This is a genomic window from Klebsiella sp. KPN54798, assembly GCF_021184225.1.
Lineage (GTDB): Bacteria > Pseudomonadota > Gammaproteobacteria > Enterobacterales > Enterobacteriaceae > Klebsiella > Klebsiella pneumoniae.
This window is the reverse complement of record NZ_CP089234.1, coordinates 4,211,416-4,225,423: the sequence shown is the minus strand read 5'-3', so window position 1 is coordinate 4,225,423 and position 14,008 is coordinate 4,211,416. Positions and strand designations below refer to the sequence as shown.

The 14,008-nt window shown below is 59.4% G+C and carries 13 protein-coding genes; 9 read left to right on the top strand and 4 right to left on the bottom strand.

Translation table 11 applies throughout. From position 1 onward, the window contains the following. The first annotated feature begins 36 nt into the window (after nt 1-36). Entirely contained in the window at nt 37-495 is a 459-nt protein-coding gene (locus tag LPQ25_RS20345) for a YaiI/YqxD family protein (RefSeq protein WP_002890230.1), read from the top strand. Here LPQ25_RS20345 and LPQ25_RS20340 read toward each other — a convergent pair. Further along, nucleotides 492-1,202 (bottom strand): DUF2076 domain-containing protein, encoded by a 711-nt coding sequence (locus tag LPQ25_RS20340; protein WP_002890273.1) that lies wholly within the window; start codon nt 1,200-1,202, stop codon nt 492-494. The two genes, LPQ25_RS20345 and LPQ25_RS20340, sit on opposite strands and share 4 nt — an antisense overlap. Nucleotides 1,203-1,530: 328 nt before the next feature. Between LPQ25_RS20340 and aroL the strand changes: the two genes are divergently transcribed. The 4 genes from aroL (at nt 1,531) to ppnP (ending at nt 3,620) form a co-directional block, all read left to right on the top strand. Beyond that, complete coding sequence (gene aroL, locus LPQ25_RS20335; RefSeq protein WP_002890276.1) at nt 1,531-2,064, top strand: shikimate kinase AroL; 534 nt, start codon at nt 1,531-1,533, stop codon at nt 2,062-2,064. Nucleotides 2,065-2,135: 71 nt separating this feature from the next. Next, nucleotides 2,136-2,327, top strand: coding sequence for a YaiA family protein (locus tag LPQ25_RS20330; protein ID WP_002890278.1), 192 nt, complete (start codon nt 2,136-2,138; stop codon nt 2,325-2,327). 250 nt (nt 2,328-2,577) lie between these two features. Further along, a complete protein-coding gene (locus LPQ25_RS20325; protein WP_012737484.1) occupies nt 2,578-3,258 on the top strand; it encodes an AroM family protein in 681 nt (226 codons plus the stop codon). Between the two features lie 77 nt (nt 3,259-3,335). Further along, on the top strand, nt 3,336-3,620 hold the full coding sequence (gene ppnP, locus LPQ25_RS20320; RefSeq protein WP_002890284.1) for a pyrimidine/purine nucleoside phosphorylase: 285 nt from the start codon (nt 3,336-3,338) through the stop codon (nt 3,618-3,620). 71 nt (nt 3,621-3,691) lie between these two features. Here the strand turns inward: ppnP and rdgC are convergent, their stop codons facing one another. Continuing rightward, nucleotides 3,692-4,603, bottom strand: coding sequence for a recombination-associated protein RdgC (gene rdgC, locus LPQ25_RS20315; protein WP_002890285.1), 912 nt, complete (start codon nt 4,601-4,603; stop codon nt 3,692-3,694). Nucleotides 4,604-4,694: 91 nt separating this feature from the next. On the opposite strand from rdgC, the gene mak reads away from it, so the two are divergent. Further along, entirely contained in the window at nt 4,695-5,609 is a 915-nt protein-coding gene (gene mak, locus LPQ25_RS20310) for a fructokinase (protein ID WP_014907983.1), read from the top strand. Between the two features lie 73 nt (nt 5,610-5,682). Here mak and sbcC read toward each other — a convergent pair whose 3' ends face one another. Next, nucleotides 5,683-8,820, bottom strand: coding sequence for an exonuclease subunit SbcC (sbcC, locus tag LPQ25_RS20305; protein ID WP_012737486.1), 3,138 nt, complete (start codon nt 8,818-8,820; stop codon nt 5,683-5,685). Next, nucleotides 8,817-10,022, bottom strand: coding sequence for an exonuclease subunit SbcD (gene sbcD, locus LPQ25_RS20300; protein WP_004178728.1), 1,206 nt, complete (start codon nt 10,020-10,022; stop codon nt 8,817-8,819). The genes sbcC and sbcD overlap by 4 nt, the downstream gene beginning before the upstream one ends. A 182-nt stretch (nt 10,023-10,204) precedes the next feature. Here sbcD and phoB point away from each other — a divergent pair, with 182 nt between their 5' ends. The 3 genes from phoB (at nt 10,205) to brnQ (ending at nt 13,944) form a co-directional block, all read left to right on the top strand. Next, nucleotides 10,205-10,894: a phosphate response regulator transcription factor PhoB gene (phoB, locus tag LPQ25_RS20295; RefSeq protein WP_002890343.1), complete on the top strand. Its 690-nt coding sequence runs from the start codon at nt 10,205-10,207 to the stop codon at nt 10,892-10,894. Nucleotides 10,895-10,915: 21 nt separating this feature from the next. Further along, nucleotides 10,916-12,211, top strand: a complete 1,296-nt coding sequence (gene phoR, locus LPQ25_RS20290) for a phosphate regulon sensor histidine kinase PhoR (protein ID WP_002890344.1) — start codon at nt 10,916-10,918, stop codon at nt 12,209-12,211. A 413-nt stretch (nt 12,212-12,624) separates the two neighbouring features. Beyond that, nucleotides 12,625-13,944, top strand: coding sequence for a branched-chain amino acid transporter carrier protein BrnQ (gene brnQ / locus LPQ25_RS20285; protein ID WP_004144627.1), 1,320 nt, complete (start codon nt 12,625-12,627; stop codon nt 13,942-13,944). The last annotated feature ends 64 nt before the right edge of the window (nt 13,945-14,008 follow it).

Genomic DNA, 14,008 nt, shown 5'->3' with positions numbered 1-14,008 from the left:
CATTGGCGTCACTTATTGCAGGTACCAGGAGCTGGCATGGCCATTTGGGTGGATGCGGACGCGTGTCCGAACGTGATTAAAGAGATTTTGTTCCGCGCGGCAGAGCGGACCCAGACTCCGCTGACGCTGGTGGCGAACCAGCCGCTGCGCGTGCCGCCGTCGCGTTTCATCCGCACCCTGCGGGTTGAGCAGGGTTTTGACGTGGCGGATAATGAAATCGTTCGCCAGTGCGCGGCGGGAGATTTAGTGATCACCGCCGACATCCCGCTGGCGGCGGAGGTGCTGGCGAAAGGCGGGGCGGCGCTGAATCCGCGCGGGGAACGTTACAGCGAGGCGACGATCCGCGAGCGGCTGACAATGCGGGATTTTATGGAGACATTACGGGCCAGCGGCGTTCAGACCGGCGGCCCGGATAGTTTATCGCAGCGCGATCGGCAACAGTTTGCCGCCGAGCTGGAGAAGTGGTTGCTGGCGGTTAAGCGTCGCCAGGGTTAAACCCAGCTATCGTCATCGCTGCCAAAATCATCGTCGCCAAAGCCGGCGTCGAAGTCGTCGTTCCAGGTATTGTCGGCAAGGAACTGATCGTCTCCCTGGCGGAACGGATCGTCACCTGCGGTGGTGTCCTGCGCGATGCTGTCCTGCGCGGAGGCGGCATCAGGCTGCGGCTTCTCTTCGATGATATTGACTATCTCCTGCGGGTGCGAGCCGCTGAACATATTGGTCAGCATATTGCCCAGCACCACGCCGCCTGCCACGCCAGCGGCCGTTTGCAGCGCGCCCGCCATAAAGCCGCCGCCGCGTGCGGCAGCCTGCGGGGCATAGTTCTGCTGCGGTGGTGGCGTATACTGCGGCTGAGCGCTGGCCTGCGGGCGACCATATTGCTCCGCGCCCGGGATAGGGTCAGAACCGCGTGACGAGCCGCCACCGCCAAACAGGCCGGAGAGGAAGCCGCCGCTGCTGGGCTTTGCCGCCTGCAGTTGGCTGACCTGACTCTCCAGCGCCTGGATGCGATCGTTAAGCTGTTTAATCGCGGCTTCCTGGATAAGAATGGTTTGCGCCATATAGTAGGGGGCCGCCGGCTGCGCGCTCACGTGTTGGGCAATCCGCTCCTCGGCGCTGGCATCGCGCGATGCGCTGTGCGCCTCAGCCTCTTTCAGCCGGGAAAACAGTCCATCAATAAGGCGTTGTTCTTCAGATTGCATGTTACATTCCTCTGTCACACTGTCGAATAGGCATCAGGGTGCTTCTGAAACATGATGTTGTAAATATGTTGCTTCGTAAAGCTATGCATAAATGTGTTACCGTTTACGCCAGCGGTGGATAAAAAATAACGCCAAGCGGAAAGTAAAGCTGGTTAAACACTAAATGCAATGATAAGTTTACATTAATAGCCCCTCTTCTCACCGTGGTAATGGGGTGTAAAGAAGTTGTGTAATTTTTTCTTTACGTATGCATTGCGGGACAGACAGCGATAATACGTGCTTTCGTTTTCATTTTTTTGCGACAGACGGAACCAGGGGGTCTTCGGTTATGACACAGCCTATCTTTCTTATTGGGCCACGCGGCTGCGGTAAAACCACCGTCGGCCATGCGCTGGCGCGAGCGCGGCATTTTCAGTTCTCCGATACCGATCATCGGCTACAGGCCCATGAGCAGCGGACGGTGGCTGAGATCGTGCAGGCGGAAGGGTGGGCGCGTTTTCGCGAACTGGAGACCCTGTCGCTGAAGGCCGTGACCCTGCCGAATACGGTAATCGCCACCGGCGGCGGCATTGTGCTGGCGGAAGGTAACCGTCAGTTTATGCGGGAGAATGGCGTGGTGATTTATCTGCAGGCCTCGGTGTCGGCGCTGATTGACCGTCTGGAAGCCTACCCGAAAGCCGAACAGCGGCCGACGCTGACCGGAAAACCGGTGCGCGAGGAAGTGGGCGAGGTGCTGGCGCAGCGCGAAGCGTTATACCGGGACGCTGCCCACCATATTGTGGATGCCACGGCCTCGCCGGATCGGGTGGTGGAGCAGATTATGTCCATGCTGTGCAGCGCGACGGCAACCCCGGTAAGTTAAGAATTTACTTACATTAAGGCGGCGAGGGGCGCCTATACTTAATAGTTCTGCTACCAGAAGAAGGAAGAACTATGCCAAACAGGCCCCCATATCCGAGAGAAGCGCGCGTGGTTGCGGTAGAGAAAGGTCCTCAGGGTCAGACGGTGACCTGGTATCAGCTCCGTGCGGATTATCCTGAGCCTGATTCGCTTATCAGCGAACATCCTACCGAGCAGGAAGCCGTGGATGCCAAACGGCGTTATGAAGATCCTGACAAGTCGTAACCCCCTGAGCCCGAATTGCCCGCCATGCTGGCAATATCGGGCGTATCTCACATTTTTTATTTATCAGTCGTACTAATGAATATCTAACACACGGATTTTTCAGGCACGGCGCCGCCGCCCGGCAATCTTTACATTCAACCGCGGCGTGGAGCTGCTACGCTTCTCGACGGTTGATTTTTACTCACCAGGGGGGCGGATGCTGTGTGTGGAAAGCCTGTGTTGAAGCAGTGGTTGTGAAAAGGTACATGATATGAGTAGTGCAACGATGGCAATTTTGACCATCGGCGTTGTGCCGCTGGCGGGAGTATTGCCGCTCCTGACCGAACATATCAGGGAAGAACAGATCGCCCACATCAGCCTGCTGGGCGAGATGACGCCTGACGAGGTAATGGCCGAGTACGCCGTAGGTGACGGCGAGAAAGGACTCCTGACCTTGCTCAGTAATAACCAGTTGTTGATGGTGTCGCGACAGAAAATTGAACGCGATGTCCGCAGCGCGATCGCGATGCTGGATCGACAACATTATGATGTGATCCTGCTGCTCAGTTCCGAACAGCTGACCGGTTTTACCACCCACCACGCGATCCTCCTCGAGCCGCAGCGGATCATCCCGCCGCTGGTGGCATCGATCGTCGATGGGCACCAGGTAGGGGTGATCGTGCCGGTGGAAGAGATCATGCCCATGCAGCGGCAAAAGTGGCTCTCGCTGGAAAAGTCGCCATACTACGCGCTGGCCAATCCGTTTACCGGCAGCGACAGCGAGCTATTAACCGCCGGCAAAACGCTGCTGGAGCAGGGCGCCGACGTGCTGGTCCTCGACTGTCTCGGTTACTATCAGCATCATCGCGATGTGTTACAAAAAGCCCTCGATGTTCCGGTTTTGCTGTCGAATGTGCTGGTTTCCCGACTGGCGGCAGAACTATTGGTCTAATGTGTTAATTTCACGTGACAGGGGCAAGGAGCGCCCCCTATATTGAGCCTTTAACCGACGATCAGAAGGGCTTGTTTATGCTTCAAAGCAATGAATACTTTGACGGAAAAGTGAAATCCATTGGCTTCACCAGCAGCAGTACCGGTCGCGCCAGCGTTGGCGTGATGGCGGAAGGGGAATACACCTTTGGTACGGCGCAGCCGGAAGAGATGACGGTAGTCAGCGGGGCGCTGAATGTCCTGCTGCCGGGTGAGACTGAGTGGAAAGTTTACGCTGCCGGCGAAGTTTTCAATGTGCCAGGCAACAGCGAATTTCATCTGCAGGTGGCTGAGCCAACCTCTTATCTGTGCCGCTATCTGTAAGCCAGCGTGACGCCCGGCGCCTGCCGCCGGGTTGTTTTTTCCTTCCTGCCCGGCAGGAAGGAAAGCGGCGCTTAGCGCTGCGCTTCGCCGCCGAGCCCTTCCACCAGGCTTTGGATCAGGGCAGCCAGCTCGCCGGTCATTAAGATAAAGTCGGCGTCAAAGCGCTGGGCGAAATCTTCCCGATCGATATCTTCGTTTTGGTCGCGCAGTTCATCGCAGAACTTGAGGCGCTTAATTGACGCGTCGTCGCAGATCACAAACTGAATACGCTGCTGCCAGTCCAGCGCCAGCTTGGTGACGACCTTCCCGGCCTCAATGTGTACAGCGATTTCGTCGCTAACCAGATCCTGCTTCTTGGCGCGGATCACGCCGCCATCTTCCAGCATCGCTTTCAGCTCGGCTTCGTCCAGCAGCTGGAAGCCCTGCGCCACGGTGCCGGAGCGGACCCACTCGGTCAGCGTTAGCTCAATCGGATTCTCCAGGGTCAGCGGCACCACCGGCAGCGAGCCGAGGGTTTTACGCAGCAGGGCCAGAGTATCTTCCGCTTTCTTCGCGCTGGCGCAGTCGACCATGATCAGGCCGTTGACGGTGTCGATCCACATCATTGTCTGGCTGAAGCGGCTGAAGGCGCGCGGCAGTAGCGAGTGCAGCACTTCATCTTTCAGGGAATCTTTCTCGGTCTTCTTCAGCTTGCGGCCCTGATCGGCTTCCAGCTTCTGGATCTTTGCCTCCAGCGCCTGCTTAATCACCGGCGACGGCAGGATCTTCTCTTCTTTACGCGCGCAGATAATGATCTGGCCGTTTGCCGTATGCGTCAGCGCGTCGCTGTGCGATCCCATCGGCGACACCCAACCGGTTTTCGCCATATCCTGGCTGCCACAAGGGGTAAATGTCAGCTCGGCCAGCTGTTTTTCCATCTCCTCGGCGCGCAATTCGATATCGCGGCTGAGACGGTAAACCATTAAATTTTTGAACCACAGCATGATAATTTCCACGGCTTTGTCGTTAAATCAGGCGGGCATGATAGCGAATTGTCGCTATGCTTGCATTGTTAATCGGGGTGAGGAGCTGAGCGTGCGTATTGGTATTGATTTAGGTGGAACAAAAACCGAAGTGATAGCCCTGAGCGATCAGGGAGAGCAGCTGTTTCGCCACCGGTTACCCACGCCGCGGGAGGACTACCGGCAAACCATCGAGACCATCGCCACTCTGGTGGCGATGGCCGAGCAGGCGTCCGGACAGCAGGGTACCGTGGGGATGGGCATTCCTGGCTCAATTTCGCCTTATACCGGGGTGGTGAAAAACGCCAACTCGACCTGGCTCAACGGCCAGCCCTTTGATAAGGACCTCAGCCTGCGCCTTGAGCGGGAAGTCCGGCTGGCTAACGATGCCAACTGTCTGGCGGTGTCGGAAGCGGTGGACGGCGCGGCGGCGGGGGCGCAAACGGTATTCGCGGTGATTATCGGCACCGGCTGCGGCGCCGGGGTGGCGCTCAACGGGCGGGCGCATATCGGCGGCAATGGTAACGCTGGCGAATGGGGACATAACCCATTGCCGTGGATGAACGACGATGAGCTACGCTACCGTGCGGAAGTCCCTTGCTACTGCGGCAAACAGGGGTGTATCGAAACCTTTATCTCCGGCACCGGTTTCGCCACCGACTATCAGCGGCTGAGCGGCAAAGGGTTAACCGGCAGCGAGATTATGCGCCTGGTGGGAGAAGGTGACGAAAAGGCTGAACTGGCGCTGAGCCGCTATGAACAGCGGCTGGCGAAATCGCTGGCCCACGTGGTGAATATCCTCGACCCGGACGTTATCGTGCTGGGCGGCGGGATGAGCAACGTCGAACGGCTGTATCAGACGGTGCCGGACCTGGTGAAGCAGTGGGTCTTCGGCGGCGAGTGTGAAACGCCGATCCGCAAAGCGATGCACGGCGACTCCAGCGGGGTACGCGGCGCGGCCTGGCTGTGGCCGCTCCAGGGGACCTGAACCGCTTCCCCGCCCCCTAACCCTCTCCCTCGGGAGAGGGTTAGGGTGAGGGGACATCGCCATAATTCAGACCTCACTCCACCGCAAACGCTTTGTCCAGCCGGCTATAGCCCAGGCCGTTAATCTTCTTCACTTTGATCTGCACCGGAATGCGGTCTTTCATCGCCTCCACGTGGCTGATCACCCCGATAATCTTACCGCTGGCGTTAAGGGCATCCAGGGCGTCCAGCGCCGTGTCCAGCGTTTCGCTGTCGAGGGTGCCGAAGCCTTCATCAAGAAACAGGGAGTCAATCCGCGTCTTATGGCTCACCAGGTCTGACAGCGCCAGGGCCAGCGCCAGGCTGACGAGGAAACTTTCGCCGCCGGAGAGGGTGCGGGTGTCGCGCACGGCGTCGGCCTGCCAGGTATCGACAACCTCCAGCTCCAGCGCCTCGCTGGCCTTGCGCTGTAGCAGATAGCGGCCATGCAGGCGGTTGAGCTGCTGGTTTGCCAGCCAGACCAGATTATCCAGCGTCAGCCCCTGGGCGAATTTGCGGAACCGGTCGCCGGTGCTGGAGCCGATCAGCGAATTGAGATAGCCCCAGTCGTCCGCCAGCTGCGCCGCCTCTGCAATCTGCTGCCCCAGCGCCTGCTGCTGTTGACGGCTCTCTGCGTCCTGCCTGAGCTGCTGGCGGATCTCACCCTGGCGGGTAGTGTTATCCCGCAGCCGCTGGGCCATGGCGTGCAGCTGGGTTTGCAGGGTGGGGACGTCAGCGTCCACCCCTTGCGGACGCAGCGCCAGGTGCGCCTCATGTTGCCGGGTCGCCTGCTCGCAGAGCGCGGCCGCCTGCTGAAGCTGCTGCTCCAGCGTCTGTTTTAACTGCGTCAGCCGCTGGGCGGTCTCGTCATCCAGCAGCGCGGCGAGGAACGCCTCCCGATCGCTAAAGCGGCTGGCGGCCAGGGCGGAGGTGAATTGCGCCTGCGACTGGTCCAGACGCGCCTTTTCCTGGGTTTCCTGCTGCTGCTGGGCGACAAGCTGGCTGTGCAGCGACAGGCATTCCTCGTGGATTTCGCGCCAGTTGTCCGGGATGGCCGACTCAGCTTCAACCTCTGTCTCGTCGCTGGTCGGCAGCGTCTCCAGCAGTGGCCGCAGAGCAGCGATTTGCTGCTGAATGGCATCATGTTGGGTCTGTTGCGCCTGCCACTGGGCAAATTCGCTTTCGCGAGCGTGCAGCCAGGCGGCTTCTGTCCCTTCTGCCGGCAGGCTCAGGGCCAGGGCCTGCAGGGCGCTCTCCAGTCCCTGGCGCGTGGCCGCCAGCTGCTGCTCGGCCTGGCGCTCCAGCGCCTGCTGATCGTTAAGCTGACTCTGCAACATCAGGCGCTGGCTGAGCTGATAGAGCTGCTGCTCGTAGCGCTCCTGCTCCTGCATCCAGTCGTTTATCTCTTGCGCAATATCCCGCGTGATGTGCAGAGAGGCGCAGGTCTCCTGCCACGCTTTAGTAAGCGCTTGCTCTTCCTCTGCGAGCCGCCCGGCCGCTTCGGTGTCACGCTGAAGCTGTTGCGTCAGGGCCTTGACCTGCCCGAGGATCAGCAGGCCTTCTTCTTTCAGCGCGGCGACCTCCTTTTCCAGCGCATCGCGGCGGCGCTGATTATCCGTGAGCGTCAACGAGGCGTATTGTTCAATCGCCGGGTGTTCACAGGCGCCGCACAGCGGACAGGGCTTACCCGCCTCGAGCCGGTCGCGGTAGCTTTCCAGGTCTTTAATCGTTTCTTCCCGCTGGCAGAGCGCCTTCAGGTCGAGATAGTGCTGGTTTTTGTCTTTATATTGTTCCCGGCGCAGCGTCAGGGTAGCGTTAAGTTTTACCTGCTCCGCCTGCGCCTGCTGGACGCTGTCGGCGTTCTGGCGCAGACGCTTGCGCAGCAGCTGATGCTGCTCATGCAGGGAGATCAAGCGCTGGCGCAGCGGCCGCGATTGGGTTTGCTGTTCTATCGCTGCGGCAACGTCATCCGCGCTCAGGGTGAGAGGGCTGGCTGGCAGCGTGGCCAGCTTCTGGCGTAGCGCGGCCAGGCGGGTGCTCTGAGCCGTTAGCTGTTGTTTATCCCGCGTCAGTTGCGAGAATTGCGCTCGCCAGCCGGCGATCTCCTGACCCCATAAGCGGAAACGCTCATGGGCGGCCAGCCACTGCGCCAGATCGGCCAGTTCAGCCTGACGCTGCTGCTGAGCGCGCAAGGCGCCCTGGCGGATGCGCGCGCGCAGCGCCGTGCTGGCAAGTAAGCGAGCATTTACTTCACTGATCCGCTGCCGGGTTTGCGCCAGGCCTGCCGTCTGCTCCTGCTGGCGCTCCCACAGGGGACGCAGTTGGGCGGCGGGCTGGGCCAGCTCAAGCTTCGCCAGCGCCGGGGCGGCGTCCGCCAGCGCCTGGCGGGCCTGCTGCTGCCGGGTGGCGGCCTGCTGCTGCTGCTGCGCCAGCTCGTCGCGGCGGGTCAGCCACTGGAGCTGCTGCTGCTGGCTCTGCTGCTGGGCCAGCAGGGCTTTTTCTTCGTCAGTAAGTACCTGCAAACTTTCCTGCAGCGCCTGCTGCTGGGCCTCCGTCAACAGGACGATGCCCGCCGCCTGGGCTTCGAACTTCTCCAGCGCATGGCGAGCGGCTTTGTGCTGTTCGTAGACCATGGCTGAAATCTGGCCGTAGATTTCCGTGCCGGTCAGCTCCTCCAGCAGCTCCGCGCGATCGCTCGGCTTCGCGTTCAGGAAGGCGGCAAATTGCCCCTGGGAAAGCAGCATCGAGCGGGTGAAGCGGCCATAGTCGAGGCCGGTAAGCGTCGCGGTTTGCTCCAGCTTGTCCGAGACTTTATCGGCGAGGATTTTGCCGTCAGCGCAGCGCGCCAGCTCGACGCGGGGCGCCTGCAGATTGCCATCCGGCTGGTTACGGGCCCGGTTCTGGCTCCAGAAAGCGCGGTAGGCGATGCCTTTTACTTCAAACTCGACTTCCGCCAGACACTCGGCGGTATCGCGGGTCATCAGGTCGTTTTGCGACTGGGAGACTTTATTCAGGCGCGGCGTTTCATGATAGAGCGCCAGGCAAATGGCATCGAGCAGCGTGGTTTTCCCGGCCCCGGTGGCGCCGGTAATGGCGAACAGGCCATTGCTGGCGAACGGCTCGGCGGTAAAGTCTATCTTCCATTCCCCTTTCAGGGAGTTGAGGTTTTTCAGACGCAGACTGAGGATTTTCATGCGTTTTCATCCTCCGCGGTGAGCGTATGCACCGTATGGGCGAACAGCTCATGCAGCCGGGCGCGCTTCATATCGTCAATTTCGGTCAGCGCCAGCCGGCGCTCGAATACCTCCTCCACCTTCAGTTCACTGAGCGTCTCCCGCTGGGCGTTGAGCAGTATTTTCTCGCGCTGCTCGCGGCTGCGGCGCACCAGCAGCACTTCCACCGGCAGATCCTCCGTCAGCGCCTGAATATGACGCTGAATATCGTGCAGATAGTCCTCGGTGGTGATTTCGATATCCAGCCACACCGGCGGGTCCTGCTCGACGCCGCGCCACTGCTCCAGCTGGGCGGTGATGGCGGCCAGATCGCCTTTGATTACCGCCAGAGGCTGGGTCACGGGCACCTCCAGGGTTTCCACGGCGCTAAGTCGCCCCTCGCTAAAGCTCACCAGATGCACCGATTTCGCTTTGCCGGTTTCATCGAAGCTCAGCGGCAGCGGCGAGCCGCTGTAGCGGATATGCTCGCAGCCGCCGACCATCTGCGCCCGGTGAATATGGCCCAGCGCAATGTAGTCGGCAGGGGGGAAGTGTTGCGCCGGAAAGGCATCCAGTGTGCCGATGTAAATGTCGCGGACGGCATCGCTTTTGCTGGCGCCGACGGTGGTCAGATGGCCGCTGGCAATGATGGGCAGCGGCCGATCGCCGCGCAGCGCGCAGGCCTGCTGATACTGCTCCTGATAATAGTCGCTGATGGCGTGCAGCAGCAGCTGCTGTTTTTCCCGACCGGAGTGACCGGCCTGGCTGGTCACCAGCTCGCGCGGGCGTAAAAACGGCACCGGACAGAAGATGGCGCCCGGCGTGCCGTCGCGCAGCGGCAGCTCAATCGGCGCGTAGCCGGCGTTCGCCACCACGGTGGTGTGTAAAAAGGCGAGGATATCGCGGGATTCATTGAGCATCGCCACCGAGTCGTGGTTGCCCGCCAGCACCACCAGGCGACAGCCGGTCTGCTGCAACTGGACGACGAAACGGTTATACAGTTCGCGGGCGTAGCTCGGCGGCGAGCCGGTATCAAAAATATCGCCAGCCACGATAATGGCGTCGACTTCATGCTCCTGCGCGCGGTCCAGTAGCCAGGTAAGAAAAGCGTCGTGTTCGGCCGCGCGGCTTTTGCTGTAAAAATTCTGGCCCAGGTGCCAGTCGGAGGTGTGAAGGAGGCGCATAAATCTTCCCTAGCGAAAAAAGCATTGGCGGCAGTATACCACTTGTTAGTGAGGGGTAAGTCCGCGTCGTGCTTCAAAATACCCGATCATCAGACGGTCATTTTTTTCATAAATCTGTCACAAAAGTGACGCATAATGACGCCGCACTTCTATACTGATGGCTAAAAAACACAGGGTAAATAATGGCGAGAAGAATTCTGGTCGTTGAAGATGAAGCTCCAATCCGCGAAATGGTCTGCTTTGTTCTGGAGCAAAATGGCTTTCAGCCTGTCGAAGCGGAAGATTATGACAGCGCGGTGAATCAACTCAATGAACCCTGGCCTGATTTGATTCTCCTGGACTGGATGCTGCCGGGCGGTTCGGGGCTGCAGTTTATTAAACTGCTCAAGCGCGAGGCGATGACGCGGGATATTCCGGTAGTGATGCTGACCGCGCGTGGAGAAGAAGAGGATCGCGTTCGCGGCCTGGAGACCGGCGCGGATGACTACATCACCAAGCCTTTCTCTCCGAAAGAGCTGGTGGCGCGAATCAAAGCGGTGATGCGCCGTATTTCACCGATGGCGGTGGAAGAGGTGATCGAAATGCAGGGGCTGAGCCTCGACCCTTCATCGCACCGGGTAATGACCGGCGACAGTCCGCTGGATATGGGACCGACGGAATTTAAATTATTGCACTTCTTTATGACCCATCCGGAGCGGGTGTACAGCCGCGAACAGCTGCTGAACCACGTCTGGGGGACCAACGTTTATGTGGAAGACCGCACGGTGGACGTCCATATTCGCCGCCTGCGCAAAGCGCTGGAACACAGTGGCCATGATCGTATGGTGCAAACGGTTCGCGGCACGGGGTATCGTTTCTCCGCCCGTTTCTGAATTTTGACAGGAGTGTGACCCGTGCTGGAACGGCTGTCATGGAAAAGGCTGGCGCTGGAGCTCTTTTTAGCGTGTATTCCGGCCCTGATTCTGGGGGCGTTTGTGGGTCATCTGCCGTGGTTTTTACTGGCGGCAGTGACCGGTTTGCTGATCTGGCATTTCTGGAATTTGATGCGCCTGTCGTGGTGGCTGTGGGTGGACCGGAGCATGACTCCTCCGCCTGGCCGCGGCAGTTGGGAGCCGCTGCTGTATGGTCTGCACCAGATGCAGATGCGTAATAAAAAGCGTCGGCGCGAGCTGGGAAGCCTGATTAAACGCTTTCGCAGCGGGGCGGAATCGCTGCCGGATGCGGTCGTCCTGACCACGGAAGAGGGGGCTATTTTCTGGTGTAATGGCCTGGCGCAGCAGATTCTAAACCTGCGCTGGCCGGACGACAGTGGCCAAAACATTCTTAACCTTCTGCGCTATCCCGAGTTCGCCAACTATCTGAAACAGCGCGATTTTTCAAAGCCGCTCAATCTGGTGCTGAATAACGCCCGTCATCTGGAAATTCGCGTGATGCCCTACAGCGACAAGCAGTGGCTGATGGTGGCGCGCGACGTGACGCAGATGCATCAGCTGGAAGGGGCGCGGCGGAACTTTTTCGCCAACGTCAGCCATGAGTTGCGCACCCCACTGACGGTGCTGCAGGGCTATCTGGAGATGATGCAGGAGCAGGTGCTGGAGGGGGCGACCCGAGAAAAAGCCCTGCACACCATGCGGGAGCAAACTCAGCGTATGGAAGGTCTGGTGAAGCAGCTGCTGACGCTGTCGCGTATTGAAGCCGCGCCGGCGCTGGCGATGAATGATCGCATCGACGTGCCGATGATGCTGCGGGTGGTGGAGCGCGAGGCGCAAACTCTCAGCCAGGAGAAACAGACGCTGATCTTCACCGTCGATGAGCAGCTCAAGGTGCTGGGTAATGAGGAGCAACTGCGCAGCGCCATCTCCAACCTGGTCTATAACGCGGTGAACCACACCCCGCCGGGGACCGAAATTCGCGTCAGCTGGCAGCGGACCCCGCAGGGAGCGCTGTTCAGCGTCGAGGATAATGGGCCAGGCATTGCGCCGGAGCATATTCCCCGTCTGACCGAGCGTTTTTATCGGGTGGATAAAGCCCGTTCCCGGCAAACGGGGGGCAGTGGCCTGGGACTGGCGATCGTCAAACACGCGGTTAACCATCATGACAGCCGGCTGGAAATCGACAGCACGGTGGGCAAGGGAACCCGCTTTAGCTTCCTGCTCCCGGAACGATTAATTGCCAAAAATGACGCCTGATCGACGCGCTGTCAGTTTATCTTGCCAATGACCAGCTTCAGCTGGTCATTTTCATTGGCAGTCGTTTTTTCTCGCCTATTTAATGAGCGTGCGCTGCTTTTTTGTTCGCATGATAAGCCACGGGTTTTCTATCAATATGGTAAATGATTCTGGTGTGAAAGACATAACCAGCATAATCATCTGCTTTTGCGATCGTGCCTTGCTTTAAAACGTTATAAGCGTTTAAATTGCGCCTGCGCAGTCGATGACAGACTGCTTTTGCGTGGTAATACCAAAAACAATTCTTTCCCACGCCGCTTCGGGAGCATATCTCGCTGAGTTTACCGGCAATGGCCGCTGTATCGTCCCTGAGAGGGGAGCGCGGTATTTTTCCATTTTTTTACAACACCACATCCACAGGCAGTAATGAATTTATGACCCATCAGTTAAAATCTCGCGACATCATAGCGTTGGGCTTTATGACCTTCGCGTTGTTCGTTGGCGCAGGCAACATTATTTTCCCTCCGATGGTTGGCTTACAGGCGGGCGAGCACGTCTGGACGGCGGCGATCGGCTTCCTGATCACTGCGGTGGGTCTGCCGGTGCTGACGGTGGTGGCGCTGGCGAAAGTCGGCGGCGGCGTTGAAAGCCTGAGCACCCCGATTGGTAAAGTGGCCGGTATCCTGCTGGCGGTGGTGTGCTATCTCGCGGTAGGACCGCTGTTCGCGACGCCGCGTACCGCGACCGTCTCCTTTGAAGTCGGTATTGCCCCGCTGACCGGCGACGGCCCGCTGCCGCTGCTGATCTACAGCGTTATTTACTTCGCGCTGGTGATTCTGGTCTCCCTCTATCCGGGCAAACTGCTGGACACCGTGGGCAATTTCCTTGCGCCGCTGAAAATTATCGCCCTGATTGTGCTGGCGGTCGCCGCCATCATCTGGCCAGCGGGCCCGATCAGCGACGCGCTGGAAGCGTATCGTACGGCGCCATTCTCCAATGGCTTCGTCAACGGCTACCTGACCATGGATACCCTCGGCGCGATGGTATTTGGCATCGTGATTGTTAATGCCGCTCGCTCACGCGGCGTCAGCGAAGCGCGTCTGTTGACCCGTTATACCGTCTGGGCTGGCCTGATGGCGGGCGTCGGCCTGACCCTGCTGTATCTGGCGCTGTTCCGTCTGGGCTCTGACAGCGCTACTCTCGTGGATCAGTCCGCCAACGGCGCGGCGATCCTCCATGCCTACGTGCAGCACACCTTCGGCGGGGCGGGCAGTTTCCTGCTGGCGGCGCTGATCTTCATCGCTTGCCTGGTGACGGCGGTGGGCCTGACCTGCGCCTGCGCTGAGTTCTTTGCCCAGTATCTGCCGTTCTCCTATCGCACGCTGGTCTTTGTTCTCGGCCTGTTCTCCATGGCGGTCTCCAATTTGGGCCTTAGCCATCTGATCCAGGTATCGATTCCGGTGCTGACCGCTATCTATCCGCCGTGTATCGCACTGGTTGTATTAAGCTTTACCCGCAGTTGGTGGCATAATTCGTCCCGCGTTATCGCGCCGGCCATGTTTATCAGCCTGATGTTTGGTATCATTGACGGGATTAAGTCATCGGCATTTGCCGCGATTCTGCCGGACTGGACCGCGCGTCTGCCGCTGGCGGAGCAGGGCCTGGCCTGGCTGATGCCCACCGCCGTGATGACCATTCTCGCGGTGATCTGGGATCGCGCAGCCGGACGTCAGGTGACTTCCAGCGCGCATTAACCGGCGGTGAGGACAAGCGTTTAACCACGGGACTTCGGGTTCCGTGGTTTTTTATTTTTTGTGT